Source organism: Methylobacterium nigriterrae, from assembly GCF_037106235.1.
In the GTDB taxonomy this organism is placed as follows: domain Bacteria; phylum Pseudomonadota; class Alphaproteobacteria; order Rhizobiales; family Beijerinckiaceae; genus Methylobacterium; species Methylobacterium nigriterrae.
Genome location: NZ_JBAWTG010000101.1, coordinates 1 through 16,628 on the forward strand (window position 1 = coordinate 1; position 16,628 = coordinate 16,628).

The 16,628-nt window shown below is 63.8% G+C and carries 14 protein-coding genes and 3 pseudogenes; 15 read left to right on the plus strand and 2 right to left on the minus strand.

The features are described 5' to 3' along the window. The 12 genes and pseudogenes from WDW90_RS28165 to WDW90_RS28220 all read left to right on the plus strand — a co-directional run. Window positions 1-680 (plus strand): annotated as a pseudogene (locus WDW90_RS28165) (IS630 family transposase); the annotation flags it as partial. 270 nt (window positions 681-950) lie between these two features. After that, window positions 951-2,012, plus strand: a complete 1,062-nt coding sequence (locus tag WDW90_RS28170) for an ABC transporter ATP-binding protein (protein WP_336490815.1) — start codon at window positions 951-953, stop codon at window positions 2,010-2,012. A gap of 80 nt (window positions 2,013-2,092) precedes the next feature. Further along, window positions 2,093-3,403, plus strand: a complete 1,311-nt coding sequence (locus tag WDW90_RS28175) for an ABC transporter substrate-binding protein (protein ID WP_336490816.1) — start codon at window positions 2,093-2,095, stop codon at window positions 3,401-3,403. Between the two features lie 84 nt (window positions 3,404-3,487). Further along, entirely contained in the window at window positions 3,488-4,432 is a 945-nt protein-coding gene (locus WDW90_RS28180) for a carbohydrate ABC transporter permease (RefSeq protein ID WP_431311138.1), read from the plus strand. Then, window positions 4,429-5,352 (plus strand): carbohydrate ABC transporter permease, encoded by a 924-nt coding sequence (locus tag WDW90_RS28185; RefSeq protein WP_431311139.1) that lies wholly within the window; start codon window positions 4,429-4,431, stop codon window positions 5,350-5,352. Before WDW90_RS28180 ends, WDW90_RS28185 begins: the two co-directional genes overlap by 4 nt. Window positions 5,353-5,538: 186 nt before the next feature. Then, a pseudogene (locus WDW90_RS28190) lies at window positions 5,539-5,682 on the plus strand (transposase); the annotation flags it as partial. Between the two features lie 10 nt (window positions 5,683-5,692). Then, window positions 5,693-6,208: an NO-inducible flavohemoprotein gene (locus WDW90_RS28195; RefSeq protein WP_336490818.1), complete on the plus strand. Its 516-nt coding sequence runs from the start codon at window positions 5,693-5,695 to the stop codon at window positions 6,206-6,208. Window positions 6,209-7,305: 1,097 nt separating this feature from the next. Then, a complete protein-coding gene (locus WDW90_RS28200; RefSeq protein WP_336490819.1) occupies window positions 7,306-7,581 on the plus strand; it encodes a DUF6522 family protein in 276 nt (91 codons plus the stop codon). Window positions 7,582-7,605: 24 nt separating this feature from the next. Continuing rightward, on the plus strand, window positions 7,606-7,821 hold the full coding sequence (locus WDW90_RS28205; RefSeq protein WP_336490820.1) for a hypothetical protein: 216 nt from the start codon (window positions 7,606-7,608) through the stop codon (window positions 7,819-7,821). Window positions 7,822-8,011: 190 nt separating this feature from the next. Then, window positions 8,012-8,164: a hypothetical protein gene (locus tag WDW90_RS28210; RefSeq protein WP_336490821.1), complete on the plus strand. Its 153-nt coding sequence runs from the start codon at window positions 8,012-8,014 to the stop codon at window positions 8,162-8,164. Window positions 8,165-8,304: 140 nt separating this feature from the next. After that, window positions 8,305-8,448, plus strand: coding sequence for a hypothetical protein (locus WDW90_RS28215; RefSeq protein ID WP_336490822.1), 144 nt, complete (start codon window positions 8,305-8,307; stop codon window positions 8,446-8,448). Window positions 8,449-8,974: 526 nt separating this feature from the next. Beyond that, window positions 8,975-9,448: a hypothetical protein gene (locus WDW90_RS28220; RefSeq protein WP_336490823.1), complete on the plus strand. Its 474-nt coding sequence runs from the start codon at window positions 8,975-8,977 to the stop codon at window positions 9,446-9,448. A gap of 796 nt (window positions 9,449-10,244) precedes the next feature. On the opposite strand, the gene WDW90_RS28225 is transcribed toward WDW90_RS28220, so the two are convergent. Continuing rightward, entirely contained in the window at window positions 10,245-10,391 is a 147-nt protein-coding gene (locus tag WDW90_RS28225) for a hypothetical protein (protein ID WP_336490824.1), read from the minus strand. Between the two features lie 499 nt (window positions 10,392-10,890). Next, the gene (locus WDW90_RS28230) at window positions 10,891-14,334 is read right to left on the minus strand and encodes a DEAD/DEAH box helicase (protein WP_336490825.1); all 3,444 of its coding nucleotides are present in this window, start codon (window positions 14,332-14,334) and stop codon (window positions 10,891-10,893) included. Between the two features lie 197 nt (window positions 14,335-14,531). Here WDW90_RS28230 and WDW90_RS28235 point away from each other — a divergent pair. The 3 genes and pseudogenes from WDW90_RS28235 to groEL all read left to right on the plus strand — a co-directional run. Next, window positions 14,532-15,122, plus strand: a pseudogene (locus tag WDW90_RS28235) (transposase); the annotation flags it as partial. 443 nt (window positions 15,123-15,565) lie between these two features. After that, window positions 15,566-15,880, plus strand: a complete 315-nt coding sequence (gene groES / locus WDW90_RS28240) for a co-chaperone GroES (RefSeq protein ID WP_336490826.1) — start codon at window positions 15,566-15,568, stop codon at window positions 15,878-15,880. A 43-nt stretch (window positions 15,881-15,923) separates the two neighbouring features. Then, on the plus strand, window positions 15,924-16,628 hold a 705-nt coding region (gene groEL, locus WDW90_RS28245), incomplete at its 3' end, for a chaperonin GroEL (protein WP_336490827.1).

Here is a 16,628-nt window from a genome sequence, read left to right on the forward strand (position 1 = left end):
ATGCAGACCAGCACGAGCGGTCTGTCACGCTTCTTCCAGCGGCACGGGATCAGCTGGAAAAAGGGGCGACGCACGCATCGGAGCAGGAGCGTGCGGACGTAAGAGCGGCCCGCGAGGCTTGGTTCGAGGCGCAGCCCGATCTCGACCCGGACCGGCTGGTGTTCCTGGACGAGACGGCCGCTGCCACCAACATGGCGCGCCGCTCCGGCTGGGCGCCACGCGGCGAGCGCTGCCGGCTCGCAGCCCCGCAGGGACATTACAAAACCACGACCGTCACCGCCGCACTGCGCACGAGCGGGCTGTGTGCCACCGCGCTGTTGGATGGCCCCACGAACGGCACGCGCTTCCGCAGCTATGTCACCGAGACCCTGATCCCAGTGCTGCAGCCTGGCGACATCGTCGTCATGGACAACCTGCCCGCCCACAAGGTCGCGGGCGTGCAGGAAGCGATCGAGGCTGCGGGAGCGCGGCTCATGTCCCTTCCGTCCTACAGTCCCGATCTCAACCCGATCGAGCAGGTTTTCGCAAAGCTCAGGGCGCTGTTGCGCAGCGCGGCAGCCCGCACGATCCCCGATCTCTGGGCGGCGATCCGGCAGGCTTTCACCCGCTTCACCTCGCAGGAGTGCCGCAACTACCTCGCCGCAGCTGGGTACGAGGACGACTTGGCCGTCGCTACCTAACCGGGAACAGCTCTAGTCCGGTCCAGAATACCGGTCAGGTCAAGGCCACTGCGGGCTGCGGTTCCTGTTTGCAGAGCAGGCTCAGGCCCCCGGGCTGTTCCTGCTACCAAATAGTTAGGTTCGAAGCCCGCCCACGCGCAGCACCGAGGAATTGATATCTGGTGAAGTGTTCAAACGAATCTCTTTCGGCCGCTACACATGCCTGCTGACAGATGGTTATAGTGGCCGTCAGGCTAACCGCCTCGAGAGCGGACAGGCTCCGGAGGGAACATGGCGTCGGTAGGAGTCCGCGACGTACGCAAGGCGTTCGGCTCGACGAACGTGCTGCACGGCGTCTCGGTGGAAATCCAGGACGGTGAATTCGTAGTTCTGGTCGGACCATCCGGCTGTGGGAAATCGACCCTTTTGCGCATGATCGCGGGGCTGGAAAACATTTCCGGCGGCGAGATCCGCATCGGCGAGCGCGTGGTGAACAACGTGCCGCCTAAGGAGCGGGACATCGCCATGGTGTTCCAGAACTATGCCCTTTATCCGCACCTAACTGTTCGCGACAACATGGCCTTCTCGATGAGCCTGAGAAAGGCTCCGAAGGCTGAGATCGCCGAGCGCGTCGCGCGCGCCGCGCGGATCCTTGGCCTCAGCCAATTGCTCGACCGTTACCCACGACAGCTCTCCGGCGGCCAGCGCCAGCGTGTCGCCATGGGTCGGGCAATCGTACGCGACCCGCAAGTGTTCTTGTTCGACGAGCCATTGTCGAACCTCGACGCGAAGCTACGCGTGGCGATGCGCACCGAGATCAAGGAACTGCATCAGCGGCTTAAGACCACCACAATTTACGTGACGCACGACCAAATCGAAGCCATGACCATGGCCGACCGGATCGTCGTGATGCATAACGGTCTGGTCGAGCAGATCGGCCCCCCGCTGCAACTCTACGATCGGCCAGACAATATATTCGTCGCAGGCTTTATCGGCTCCCCGGCTATGAATTTCATTCCCGGCCAGGTGCGAGCGAATGGTTCCCTCGTATTTGCGACAAGTTCGGGTCTGTCGCTTCCCCTAAATTCCGCCCCCTCGCTGGCGGAGGGGCGCCCCTTGATCCTTGGTGTGCGCCCGGAGGATTTTGAGATCGCACCCGATGGTGCTCCCACCGAGGTGGCCGTCGTCGAGCCGACAGGGCCCGAAACCCTGCTGTCCGTGCGGGCCGGCGGCCAGGAACTCACTACCGTATTTCGCGAGCGCGTCCTGCCCCAACCCAAGGAGGTGCTTAAGCTGCGTCCGCGCCTCGTACATTTCTTCGACGCCGAGAGCGGCCGGCGCGTGGCCGCCTGAGCGAGTTCCGGGCCGCCGGCCCCTTCCACAAAGGGGTTCCAGTCCCCGCCATCTGAGACGATCTAGGGAGTATCCACACGATGCCTATTCTTGATCGCCGTTCGCTTCTCGGAGGCGTGGCCGCTGCAGGCCTTGCCGGCTCGGGCGACTTCCTCGGCTTTGCCAGAGCCTGGGCGCAGAGTTCCGAGTGGAAACCGGAGCCCAATGCCAGCATCGCACTTCTGCGTTGGAAGCGCTTCGTGCCGTCCGAAGACGAAGCCTTCATGAAGCTTACCGACGCCTTCACGAATGCGACTGGCGTCAAAGTGACGGTTACAAATGAGTCCTACGACGATATCCAGCCCAAGGCATCGGTGGCAGCAAACACCGGCCAAGGCCCCGACATGATCTGGGGACTCTACTCATTCCCGGCCCTGTTTCCCGATAAATGCCTACCGGTCGACGACGTCGCCGAGTCGCTCGCGAAAAGATACGGCCCTTGGTACCCGTCTGCGGAAGCCTACGGCAAAGTGAAGGGTCGATGGATCGCGATACCGGTCGCCTTCAACGGCGGATACATCAACTATCGAATCTCGGCAGTGAAAAAGGCCGGCTTCGACAAGTTTCCCGAAGACACGGGCGGCTTTCTTGAGCTTTGCCGCGCGATGAAGAAATACAACACGCCGGCCGGTTTCGCTCTCGGTCATGCAACGGGCGACGGCAACGCATGGTGCCATTGGGCTCTTTGGTCCCACGGTGGCAACCTCGTCGACGCCAATGAGAAAATCGTGATCAACTCGCCCGAGACGGCCAAGGCGCTGACTTACGTTAAATCGCTTTATGAAACCTTCGTACCAGGCACTGTGTCCTGGAACGATTCGTCTAATAATAAGGCCTTCTTGTCCGGAGACATTTATTTGACCAATAACGGTATCTCGATCTATGCCGCCGCCAAGAACGAGAATCCGAAAATCGCTGAGGACATGGACCATGCTGTGTTCCCGGTTGGTCCGGTGGGTAAGCCGACTGAGTTCCAGATCTCCTATCCGATGCTTATATTCAGGTATTCGAAGGCGCCGAATGCGTGCAAAGCGTTTATCGCTTACATGATGGATGCGACCAATTATGGGCCCTGGCTCGAGGCTGCACAAGGTTACCTTGCCGAGCCTTTGGCGAAGTACCCGCCAAACCCGATCTGGACGAAAGATCCTAAGAACGCCGTCTTTGCGCAAGCAGCGAAACGTTCACTTGCTGCGGGCGGCCTTGCCCCGGTGAGCGAACGCATCGCGGCCGTACTTGCCGATTTCGTCATTGTCGACATGTTCGCGAGCCACTGCACGGGCCGCGAGGACGTGAAGGGGGCGATCCGCAACGCGGAGCGGGCCGCTCAGCGTATCTTCCGGAATACCTGATCCTGCGAGAGCGGGCCACGGAGACGTTCCGAACCCCCGCGGCCCGCACCTTTCGCTGGAGTTCCGAAGCACACGGTGAACTCAGTGCTCACGCAGATCACCCCTGCCTCTCTAGCCAGCCGTTCCGTAAGGGACAGACTTATCGCAAGCCGCGGCTGGGTCGGCTTCTGGTTTATGCTGCCGACGGCTTTGATCCTCGGACTGTTCCTTGCATTCCCTCTCTTGAAGGGGATTTGGCTGTCCTTCACCAATGCCCGAATCGGGCGTTCGGGTGCCTTCATCGGCCTGGAAAACTATGCTTGGCTCTGGGATGATGACGTTTTTTGGCTTTCGGTCTTCAACACATGTCTCTACACGGCTGTGGCCTCGCTTTTGAAGTTCGCCGCTGGCCTATACCTGGCATTGCTCCTTAACAAGAGGATCCCGTTTAAGTCGCTTGTCCGGTCAATAGTCTTGATACCCTTCGTGGTGCCGACCGTCCTCTCAGCGATCGCGTTTTGGTGGATCTTTGACAGTCAGTTCTCGATCGTGTCGTGGTCTCTGCGCCGGCTCGGCCTCATCGACGGCAACATAGACTTTTTAGGAGACCCGAACGTTGCCCGTGCCTGCGTGATCTTCGCCAACATCTGGCGCGGCATTCCCTTCATCGCCATCACGTTACTCGCAGGCCTTCAGACTGTCTCGCCGTCCCTATACGAGGCTGCGATCATAGATGGCGCCTCACCCTGGCAGATCTTTCGCCGGATCACCTTGCCACTGCTTACGCCGATCATCGCGGTTGTGATGACGTTCTCAGTACTGTTCACTTTCACAGACTTCCAGCTTATCTGGGCCATGACGCGTGGCGGCCCCGTCAACGCGACTCATTTGATGGCCACGCTCTCTTACCAACGGGGCATTCTGTCGGGCACGCTCGGTGAGGGGGCGGCAATCGCAACGGCCATGGTACCGTTTCTGCTCTTGGCAATTGGGATCTCGTGGTTTGGCTTGCAGCGCCGGGCTTGGCAGGCTGGGGAGCCAGATCGATGAAGGCCATCGTCTCACGCGCATACCGGGCCGCCCTTCCTGAAGCATCGGCGAAACTCGACGACTACTCGGAGGGGATGTCCTATCTCGAACGGCTGCCGCGCCGGGTTGTCATGATCTACCTGCCGCTGGTGCTAATCCTCATCGTGCTGCTCTTCCCATTCTATTGGATGATTTTGACCGCCATCAAGCCGGACGAGCAGCTCATCGACATGGAACGCTACAATCCGTTCTTCGTCGTCTCTCCGACTCTCAAGCACATTCAAAAGCTTATCTTCGAAACGCAATATCCACGTTGGCTTTGGAATACGATGTACGTGTCGGTGGCGGCGACGTTGCTTTCACTCTTTGCTAGTGTACTCGCCGCCTACGCTTGCGTGCGGATCCGATATCGCGGTGCGAATTGGGTTGGTGCAGCGATCTTCCTTGCCTATCTCGTACCACCCTCTATTCTCTTCATCCCTCTCGCCACCATCATCCAAGCCTACGGCCTGTTCGATTCGCCTATCGCACTAATTCTAGCCTATCCGACTATCTTGATCCCATTTTCAACTTGGCTCTTGATGGGCTATTTTAAGACTATTCCCTACGAGCTTGAGGAATGCGCGCTGGTTGATGGTGCGAGCCGGTGGCAGATCCTCCTCAAGATCATTCTGCCGCTGGCTTTTCCAGGCTTGATATCGGCCGGGATATTTTCCCTGACGTTATGCTGGAATGAGTTTATTTACGCCCTTACGTTCTTATCCTCCACCCAGAATAAGACTGTGCCCGTGGCGATCGTCAGCGAGTTTGTGGATGGCGATATATATCGGTGGGGTTCGCTTATGGCCGGAGCGCTTCTTGGATCGCTGCCGCTTGTTGTCTTATACTCCTTCTTCGTCGAATATTACGTCTCGGCGCTCACTGGCGCCGTGAAGGAGTAGAAGTCGCGCGGTTCACATCTGCTCCGGATCCCACCGGCTTTGGCGATCCTGAGTTCGCCGGCGCGCATCGATCTCATCTTCAGCGACATCGTCATGCTCGGCCAAAAGTGTCCAGGTCGCAAACCCATAAAGTCGGGCACGGGTGAGCCGCGGCATTGTTAGCCCTCTGGACACGGAGGGTTCTGGATGGCGCGGTTTGACCTGATGGATGCGGAATGGGCGGTGATCGAGCCGATCCTGCCAACGGACGTGCGCGGCAAGGAGCGGGTGAACGATCGGCGGGTGCTCAACGGGATCTTCTGGCGGCTGGGCACGGGCGCACCGTGGGCCCAACGGCATCGTGTCGAACTGGCTGCACGACCACGTGCAGGAGGGACAGATCCTGAGGGTGGCTCCGCCGGCGGGCGAGTTCATCCTGAACAAGGAATCGCCGCGGCCAGTCGTCCTCCTGAGTGGCGGTGTCGGCCTGACGCCCATGATGAGCATACTGGAGGCAATCGCGAGCCAGCACCCGAACGTTCAGGTCCAGTACGTGCACGGCACGTTGAACGGCGCGACGCACGCCATGAAAGAGCAGGTCAGATCGCTGGCACAAGCTCACCGGAACATGACCGCCACAACCTTCTACGTCGAACCACGGGCGGAAGACCGCCAGGGTAAGGATTACGACCATGCTGGGCTGATCAGCGTGGAATGGCTTCAGGCGAACACACCTCTTGGCGAGGCGGACTTTTACCTGTGCGGTCCGCGCCCCTTCCTGAGAGCATTCGTGAGCGGTCTTGCTCTGGCTGGCGTTCGCTCGGACCGCATTCATTACGAGTTCTTCGGACCAGCCGACGAGTTGCTGGCCGCGTGAGGACGGCTCGCAGCTGGGGTTTCCTTGCATGCGCAGAGCTCGGCCGCTTCAGCTCACCTTGAGATGGCAGCTCGGGCCGTAACGATTGTCCGCTTCTGCCGTTCTGATGCGGAAAGCGGACCGGCCGCTCTCGGCCAGGATCGGCCATTCCGCTTCGGGCCCTGTTTGGTCCTTCGGCGGATCCAGCGGTGTGCTTCCTGAGAAGGCCTGTCCCGGCGGCCTTCGACGGGACCGGGCATCGCTTCATCGACCTCGACTTGGACGCTCTCGACCACGCCTACGCGATTACAGTCCCCAGGGGCCGGTCTGGCGCACACTGACTCCGAGTTCGATGGGATCATCGGTCGTCGGCGAGGGACAACCCGGGGATAACAGGGACAGAGAAGAAGATGATCTCTATAAGAATGCCCCTGTTGTCCCCGAGCAAAGAGGGACGCAACTTGCCCGGAGTCCAGTCACGTTCGCGTCCGGCCCTAACTGAAGGCCGGTCCACTTCGGCCTGGGATGGACCCCTTCGCCGATGATGCCGAGGAGGTCGATGCGTGAAACCGCTCCGAGGCGGGACAGGCCGCCCCGGGGCCAGTCACGACCAGAGAAAACGGGACAGACAACTTTGTTATTTTCCTATCATAACCGGCCCGTTGTCCCCGCGGCCCCACCAGGACGGTGCCGCTAGCCCGACTGCCGTTTCGAGGGGGTTGGACCCATGGGGCTCACCCGGGCTGCGGCAGGGCCTTGATCCGGACCGGCACGCCCTGCAGCCTGATGCTCTCCTCGAAGGCCTCGTCGCCGACGGGGCCCTGCAAGATCGAGGGGCTCGCTACCTCACCACCCGATCCCGATCGTTGAGGCAGACGAAAGAGATCCGGACGTCCACTGCCAACCGATCGCCCCGGCAGGCCACGATCTCGCCCGAACACCCGGTCTCGTCGAAAACCACGAGCAGGCTCTCAAGCCGGATGCTGCCTGCTCCGCCGGTGCCCGGTCACGCTCGACCGGGCCTGTCACCGCAAGCCTGGCCGGCCTCTCCTGAGGGCACAGAGTGATAGGATCAGTCGCAGCCCGCATCTGCTGCCGAGCAGATGGAGGGCAGGCCCATGCGCTTCGATCGCGATACCCGGGGTGAGTGGATCGTCGACCCGGATGACTTCGCGCGCAAGCTCGGTGTCACAACCCAGCAACTGAAGGGCGCGATGATGCTGGGCCTTGTCCAGACGCGGATCGAGATGCGGCGTGGGGCCGACAGGGGCCGGTCCCGGGTCATGGTCCAATGTCGGGAAGCGGCTTGGCAGGGTCTGTTCGACCGTGCCGGATGCCTGATCCACGAATGCCGCCTGTCACCGGACAGACTGCCAGGGAACACGGTTCACTAGGACGTGCTGCCAAGGAGGCGCCTCATGCTTGCGGAAGCCAGCCGCACCAGCCTCGCTCAGACTGCGCTCGACGGCTACCTTCGGGCCGAAGGCGCTGACCGACGTGGAGAGAGCGGTGTGCCCACCTGTCAGATCGTCGGCCTGATCACCGATCTGCTCCTGCTGGCCCAGCAGCGGGGCAGCGATCCGATCTCGGTCATCCGCAAGGCCGAGAAGCACGTGCTCGCCGAGACCGGGTAGCGATACTGAGCGGCAGACAAGCCCACGGCTGCGCATAGCTGGCCAGTGGCGGACTTCGCGGTTGCCTTGGCTGCTGTGCTGGCCTGAGGCCGACGGCCGCTCACGGTCACGCTGGCTGTCTGGTGCGCGTGATCGCCATCATGGTCGCCCACCGAGCTGACAGGCATGCTCCCTAAATTCGGAGGCTTCCATGCAGGACGTTCACCCACACACGAACAGGAGGATCGCAGCGCTGCTGGCGATGGCGCTTTGCCTGACCATAACCCTGGTCGCTGTCTCAGCAGCCAAATCCATCGCGCACGTCGAAAGCCGCGCCTCAGCAAGCAGGCTCGCGATATTATGACTCTGATGGCGGGGCTCAGCTGGACGGTTAGGTGCGCCTGAGCACGGCGCAACCGTTCGGAAAGCGTGACGACACACAGGGGCAATGCCCTGCTTATAGTGAGGCTGACGACCCGGTCCGGACCACGCCAGGAGGCTCACATGACCGTCACCCCGTTCCGCTGGTTGCTGTCCCTTGTCGCCCTTCTGATGCCGGCTGCTGTGGCGTGCCGCGATGTCAGCACAAGCAACGAAGACAATGCGAAGCCCGCGGCGGCCGAAGTGGTGTTCCGCCACTACGTCTGATCGGACCCGCGCCAAGTTGCGCCTCGCTCAGTGGCTCGGCGAGCGTGATCCGGATCACGGAAGCGGAATGAGACGCGGCGCATGAGGCTCCCGTTCTGGGAGGAGCGCCTCATGCGCACGATCAAGATCATCGGATTGATTGCCCTGGCGATACCAGTCTTGGCCACTGCCTCTGCCCTTATCGAACTCTGGGCCGGGGTGTGAAACGGCCAAGCTTTCGCCGCACGCGCTGGCCACTCGTGGGGGCCATGATTCGATCGAAGATCTGGGACCGGCGCCATCGGGCTATCAGCTGGAGCGGGCGAAGGGATTCGAACCCTCGACCCCAACCTTGGCAAGGTTCTCCCTGACCGCCCTTCCTTAGGGACCCGGGCCACCCCGTGCATTCCCGTTCAAACCCGTTCAGTCCGGTGCATCGTCGTGCACTGCCGAACGAGCCCATTCGCCGTGTTTCGGGGTCTTTCCGGAACCAGGCTTCGGCCATAGCTTGGCCGTTAAGGCGTTGCGTGGGATGGGCTGTCGGGCGATGCGGTTCAGGTTGGTCGGGTATGGGACGGGGTCCAACAACGGGAGCGGTGTCGCCAAGCAGTACCGGACCTTGCGCGGCGAACTCGACCTCTCGAAGACGAAATATGCGGCCGGGGACGCAGGGGATCAGGGGCTCGGCTTGGCGCTGCGCGGAACGACTTCCAAGTCGTCGGAAGCCTCGGCCGACAATGAGGTCGCGGTCGAACTCACGAACATGACGCTGACCGAGATTGTCACTCTCTCCAACCTGCTCTGCGTCCTCGCAGCCACGCGGCGGAAAATGTCAAAGGAACTCGTGGACGGACAAGATGGCAAGGAGTTTCCGCTTTCCTTCGTTGACGAGATCACGGGCCAGCGCGAGGAGGTCATCAAGGCACTGGACCTCCTAGCCCGGAACGTCGAGCACACTAGGAAGCTTTGCGAAGCGGACTATACGATCCGCGTCGACGAGCGGTACCGACGCATCCCGTGACATGGAGCGGAATCAAGCCGCCGCGGCCGCCTTCTGATACTCGCTGCTGGTGTGCCGGTACCGTTCCAAGACCATGTCGAGGCACATGCTGCTCTACAGGCGCATCGTCGGGCGTCACGCGGCCGGACGGGTGCGGTACTAGGAGAACTACAGTCGGTACAATGCGGTGCTTGAGGAGTATCGGACGTGTTCCGGCTAGCGAACGGTCCACCCAATCAGGCGCCGTGACCTTCACAACGGTGAAGTGCGCGGCGCACGGGTAAGCCGCACGGGTGCTCAGGCCGCGGGGCATCCCCTGGCGGTGAGGTCTGGGCGGCTATTGCTCGGCCCCACACCAGTAGCCTGCGAGCGCTTCGCGTATCCTGCAATACGCCCAGCCTGTCATTCGGGAGGAGGCGGCAACACCGAATGTATGAGCGAGCTCGGAAATGCCCGCCGCGGCGAGCCGGGCAGGCTGAGGTGACGTAATTGGGGAAGCGGCAGGGATGCCGCCAATCCGATCTGGGCTGGCGGTCAACGGCGCGTGGTTCCTGGTACCGGTGCGTCAGTGCCAAGGATCGTCGCCGCCTTCAGCCCAGACGACTGCCGACGTGCCGTCACCGAATCCGCATCCGCCGGCCTGATTGCAAGGGCCAGAGCCGTGAGCAAGGCTGCGCAGACGGCCGTGCCGCCGAGGAAGGTCGAGAGGAATCGCATCGCGGTTCAACCCACCGCCAAGCATGCTGTTCCAGCGAAGCCGAGGGGGCAAGTCGGCGATGCTTGTCAGGCCCAGACGGCGTCCGCTTCGTCGGTTCGCTCACGGCTCGTTCTGCGTCTGCCGGTACGCGCGCCGCATCCCCGCCACCCGGCGCGACTTGCCGACCGCGCCCCGCGAATCGCGCGACGTAGTCGCGGCTTGGGCGTGCGCTGCAGCCGAGCGGATGTGGCCGAGGTCGGTGTCCACGTCCTCGGCCTCCGTGATGGTACGCGCTTCCGTATGCTCTCGAGGCGCAGGAGGATTCGGAACCAGCTGTGGGTAAAAATGTGGGTGCTTGGGTGCCGCTCTGTGCCGATTCCGGCCCGTCGGCGCCGTTAGAAACGGCGCCGCCAAAGACAGGGCCGACCGGGATTGCCCTTTGAGTTTAAAGGGTTTGATGGTCGGAGCGAGAGGATTCGAACCTCCGACCCCTAGTCCCCCAGAACAGCAGTTTATGCGGCTAAGCATCTGTTGAGGCTGATGTTTTTCCGCTCCGAGACGCTGGTGTGGGTAGTAGTGTGGGGAGTGGCTGCAACGCTAGTGCGGACCAGTTGCCGCGTGGGGTGATCGCTGTGTCCTCCACCGCAAGCGGTTGTCTGGACAGGAGCCTCGGCATGGAGCCTGTCGCCGATCGATCCGACAGATACCCCAAACCATGGAGCTCGAGGCGCCGGACACGCCCGCGCCGCGGCACGCTCAAGCTGAGCTACGAGGCAAGCAGGAGATCGAGGTCGGCCTGGGTCATCGCGAGCGTCGGCGCTCCCTCATGGTCGAACAGGGAGTGGGCCAGCGCGCTCTTGCGTTCCTTCAGGACCTCCATCTTCTCCTCGATCGTGCCGCTCGCCACGAGCTTGTGCACGAAGACCGGCTTGGTCTGGCCGATCCGGTGCGCACGGTCGACGGCCTGATCCTCCACGGCAGGGTTCCACCAGGGATCGTAGAGGATCACGGTGTCGGCCGCGGTCAGGTTGAGCCCGGTTCCACCTGCCTTCAGGCTGACGAGGAAGACGTCGACGGAGCCGTCCTCGAACCGCCGAATCGCGGCCTCTCGGTCACGGGTGAGGCCGGTGAGGAGCGCGTAGGAGATCGCCCGAGCGGCCAGTCGTGCCTGGATCAGGCTCAGCATCGAGGTGAACTGCGAGAAGACCAGGACGCGCCGGCCCTCCGCGAGCAGCTCGAGCAGCATCTCCTCCAGCCGGTCGAGCTTGGCCGAGCCTGCGTCGGTATGACGCTTGGCCCTTTGCTTGAGCGCCTCTTTGTTCGCCATTGTCTCGGTCCTGCCGCCGGTGCTTCGGCCGACCTGCTTCAGCAGGCGCGGGTCGCAGCAGGCCTGCCGCAGCTTCAGTAGGGCATCGAGAATGATGATCCGACTGCGGGCCCACCCGCGCTCGGCGATGGCCGCGCTGACCCGCGCGTGCATCGAGATGCGGATTGCCTCGTAGATGTCGCGCTGGGACGGGGCTAGGTCGATGCGCTCGACGATCTCGGTTTTGGGCGGAAGGTCGCGAGCAACCTCCTCCTTGGTTCGCCGCAGCAGGAAGGGCTTCACCCGACGAGCCAGGAGGCGGCTGCGCTCGCGGTCGCCCTGCTTCTCGATCGGTCCACGCCAGATCCGCCCGAAGCCCTTCCGATCGCCGAGCAGGCCGGGACAGGCGAAGGCGAACAGCGACCAGAGCTCGTCGAGGTTGTTCTCGAGCGGGGTGCCGGTCAGACAGAATCGATGGCGCGCCTCGATCTCGAGCAGCAGCCTCGTGGTTGCAGCCTGCGGGTTCTTGATGCTCTGCGCCTCGTCGAGGAGCAGCAGGTGCCAGGTCCGGGCCGCTAGGATGGCGTGATCGCGTGCGACCAGCGGGTAGGTGGTCAGCGCGAGGTCGCAGCCGGCAATCGCCTCGAAACGTTCCGCCCGGTCCGGGCCGTGCAGCGTGAGCACGCGCAAGTCCGGCGCGAACCGCTCCGCCTCCCGGCGCCAGTTCGCCATCAGGCTGGTGGGCGCGACAACGAGCGCGGGGCCGTCCAGCCGGCCCTGCGCCTTCTCGATCGCTACGAGCGCGAGCGCCTGCACGGTCTTGCCGAGCCCCATGTCGTCGGCGAGCACGCCTCCGAAGCCGACCTCCCGCAGGAAACTGAGCCAGGACACGCCCTCATGCTGGTAGGGCCGCAGCGTCGCACGGAAGCTCGACGGCAGGATCGCTGGCGGGATGCCGCCGCTCTCGTTGAGCTTGCGGCCCATCTCGCGAATGCGCTCGCCTCCACGCCAGACCACCTCGGGGACGGCTGCCTCGAAGGCCGCGAGGGCGGCAGCATCGGCTCGACTGAGGCGCAGACCGTCTTCCCCGATCGCGCCACCCAGGGCGAGTTCCCGGATCGCGGCCACGATCGCTTCCAGCCGCGCCGCCGGGAATGCGAGGACGCGTCCGTCGCCCAGAGGGATGTAGGCGGCCTCGTCCTCGTCCGCAGAGGCCTCGACAAGCGCTGCGTCGAAGCCCGGAGACGCAATCATCGCCACGATCGGGCCGACCAGATCGATCCGCTCGCCGTCGACCATGGCGCCGAGGTGCAGTTCGAGCCAGTCGATGCCCGAGCTCTCGCGGATGTCGGCCTCGATGGAGGCGTCCGCCCGCAGAAGCCGGGCGGGGAAGTCGCTGGCGACCGCGATCTCCCAGCCCTCTGCCCGGAGATGAGGCAGGACATGGTACTGCGTATCGAGCCAGACGAGGTCGTCGCCTTCCGGAACGAAGTCGTGCACGTGCTCCGCAGGCACCCGCGCGCGGCGCTCCGGCACCGGGGCGAAGCCGTTCGCCAGGAGCGTGGCGAGGGCGCGGCGCTCTGCGCCGGAGTCGCGATGGAGCTCGACGAGCCGCCCTCCGTTCAGGCGCGTCACCACGGGCCTGCTCTCGCCGAGAGTCGTGCTGACCGGGCCGTAGCGGAACGAAAGTCGAGCCAACCCGATTCGCTCCAGCTGCGGAACGGGATTGTAGGCGTAGCCGTAGTAGCCGGTCGGTCGCGGCAGCTCTGCCGGCAGATCGGCGGCAAACAGGTGCAGGACCGGGATCGGCACGACGCCCGCGATCCGTTCCCGGCGCGGCTCCGGCACTGCCGCGGCTGCGAGTTCGGGCACGCGTCGCGCCAGAGTGGCGTTGAAGGCCGCGACCGTCTCGGCGGGCACCTCGGGGGCGGCGAGCAGGACTGCGGCGACCCGCGGCGCGTAGGTTGTCTCGGCAGTCCCGACGTGACCCTGCGCCGGATCGACGTAGACAGGCGGCGTAGCATTGAGCGCGATGCCACCACCGTCGAGTTCGAGCTGCGGCACCAGCGCGGCCTCACCCGTCGGCTGCCAGACAATCCGGCCGCAGCGCGCCGGCCCCGACGTCAGCGCCGGGCCATTGACGTCGAGCCAACGTGCGCGGCCAGTCGCGAGGATCTCGGCGAGTATCTCGGCCCCGCGGTCGCATGCGAGGCTGATCGTGGCTCCGGTGCCGTACGCGCGTTGGAGCAGCGTGGCCGTGCGCAGGATCCGCAGGTCCGAGGGCCGCAGGAACTTGGCCGGCTGCCCGGACAACACCGCGCCGGCGTCATAGGGACGGCAGCTTTCCGAGAAGCGCCCGTCCTTGAGCAGGCGTGCGGAGATGGGCTGGAAGCCGAGCCGGGGTAGGCCGGCACCTGCGGGCACGGGGCGGAGAACGAAGACGAGGCGCTGGGCAATGCTCGTTGGATACGTCTCCTCGGCCGTGGCGCAGGCCCGGTCGAGGTCATCGAGCCACGACGATAGTCCCAGAGGGAGCGCGCCGCGGACGGGCGCGGGTGTGTAGCGCGATGGCGTCGCGGCAAGGAGGCGCGTGAGCCGCTCCTCCGGTGACGGAGGCCTGTCCAACCAGCCGCCCCGGAGACCGAAGAGGAGGGCCGTCGCGACATGCTTGCAGTTGAAGCCGACAGGACAGGTACATTCGCCGGAGATGCTCACTCCGCCGCGCGCTGCCTCGAGATCTATCGTCTGCTCGTAGGGGTGGCGCGCGGTTCCCTGAACCTTGGCGGATATCAACTCACCGTCCGATTCGAAAGCGAGGACCCGGCCCTGGCTCAGGTAGCTGCGGGCAGCGTCGAGGGCTCTGGGACCGACCTCACGGAGGATGTCCTTCTCGCTGTAACGCACCGCCGAATCGAGCCCTGCATTTGCTTGCTGCCATCACGCATGGATTGGGCCGGGCAGGCCATCCTTCAAGTAGGCGACGCCTGCCGATCGTCGTCGAAGAAGGGCGTGTTGAGGGTCCCGGGGCTTCACGTTCGTGACCGAGCTCGGCACTCCCTCTGGAGCTGCGGCTGCCCCGCAGCTGTTCGGTCAAGCGTGGCTTGCGCGGCTTTGGGCTCAAGGTCGGCGAGATCAGCAAAGGCCAGTTTGCCACTCGTGTCCGCACACTGGTTGCGGGCCACACGATGCTGGAGCGGGTGGCTGAGGCGATGCTGCAGGCGCGCGAGGCTCTCCGGGCCGAGTTTTCCAAGCTGCATCGGGCCATGCTGGCGATCGTGCGTACAGATGAGGTCTGCCGGCGTCTGATGACGGTGCCGGGTGTGGGGGCGCTGATCGCCATCACCTTCACCTCGGGCGTGGATGATCCGGCCCGCTTCCGGCACTCCAAGGATGTCGGCGCGCATTTCGGCCTGACCCCGCGCAAGTATCAGTCGGGCGAGACCGACATCACCGGTGCGGTCAGCCGCGTGGGTGACGTGATGGTACGAACCGCCCTTTATGAGGGTGCCCACATCCTGCTGACGCGCGCCGTGCGCTTCTCAGCCCTGAAGCGTTGGGCGCTGGCGGTGGCCAAGCGGCGGGGCATGAAGCGCGCGAAGGTGGCGCTGGCCCGGAAGTTGGCTGTCGTTCTGCACAGGATGTGGGTGGATGGTACCGGCTTCCGCTGGGGTCGAGAGAGCGCATTGGCCTAACAAGGAGATCGATTGTTCAGAGTGGGGCTGACCCGTCCTGCTCCTTCCGAGGTCCCGTCGCCGGGACGCGGGAAGCGATAAAGCCGCAAGTAGTGCCGTGAGCGCCATTCAGGGCGGAACACGTGTCTTAGATGGGCTTGTCGCCTCCTATCTGACCGCATGATGTGGCAGCGCTCTGCTGACCACGAACAGAAGCAAGACTCCGGCGGCGTGACAGTCACTCAGGGACTTGACGTAAGACGGCCCATTACAGAAGCACTCCTGGAGGAGCATTGCTGCCAGGCTCGCGCCGTTCCTGCTAGCACTCGCAGTGGCAGAGTGCTAAAAACCTGCGCGGCGGCCGGCAAAGCTCCCATGCGGCTTTCCAGATAGCCGCCCGTAGGGTGGCTCCTGCGGGCGCCCGACAGCTTTTCGACACGTCAATCTCGCGCTGGAGACATCCTATGACGTTCCGACCGCTGCACGATCGAGTTGTCGTCCGCCGCATCGAGGGCGAGGAGAAGACCAAGGGCGGCATCATCATCCCCGACACCGCCAAGGAGAAGCCCCAGGAGGGCGAGGTCGTCGCCGTCGGTCCCGGCGCGCGCGACGAATCCGGCAAGGTGAACCCCCTCGACGTCAAGGCCGGCGACCGCGTCCTGTTCGGCAAGTGGTCGGGCACCGAGGTCAAGATCGACGGTCAGGACCTCCTGATCATGAAGGAATCCGACATCATGGGCGTGATTACCGCCTCGGAGTCCCTGCAGCAGGCCGCCTGATCCGGGGCCCGCACATCGTCATGTCAATGGAGGAGTGACAATCATGGCAGCCAAAGACGTACGTTTCTCGTCCGATGCCCGCGAGAAGATGCTGCATGGCGTTGAGTTGCTGGCCAACGCCGTGAAGGTGACGCTCGGGCCGAAGGGCCGCAACGTCGTGATCGAGAAGAGCTTCGGCGCTCCCCGCATCACCAAGGACGGCGTCACCGTCGCCAAGGAGATCGAGCTCGCTGACAAGTTCGAGAACATGGGCGCCCAGATGGTGCGCGAGGTGGCCTCGAAGTCGAGTGACCTGGCGGGTGACGGCACCACGACCGCCACCGTGCTGGCGGCTGCGATTGTTCGCGAAGGCGCCAAGTATGTCGCCGCCGGCATGAACCCGATGGACCTGAAGCGCGGCATCGACCAGGCTGTTGCGGCTGCGGTCAAGGACATCACCGGCCGCGCCAGGAAGGTCGCCTCCTCAGAGGAGATCTCCCAGGTCGGCACGATCTCGGCCAACGGCGACACCGAGATTGGCGAGATGATCGCCCATGCCATGCAGAAGGTGGGCAACGAGGGCGTCATCACGGCCGAAGAAGCCAAGACGGCTGTGACGGAGCTCGATGTGGTCGAGGGCATGCAGTTCGACCGCGGCTACCTCTCGCCCTACTTCATCACCAACGCCGAGAAGATGGTCGCCGAGCTCGACGACCCCTACATCCTGATCCACGAGAAGAAGCTCTCCTCGCTGCAGGCGATGCTCCCG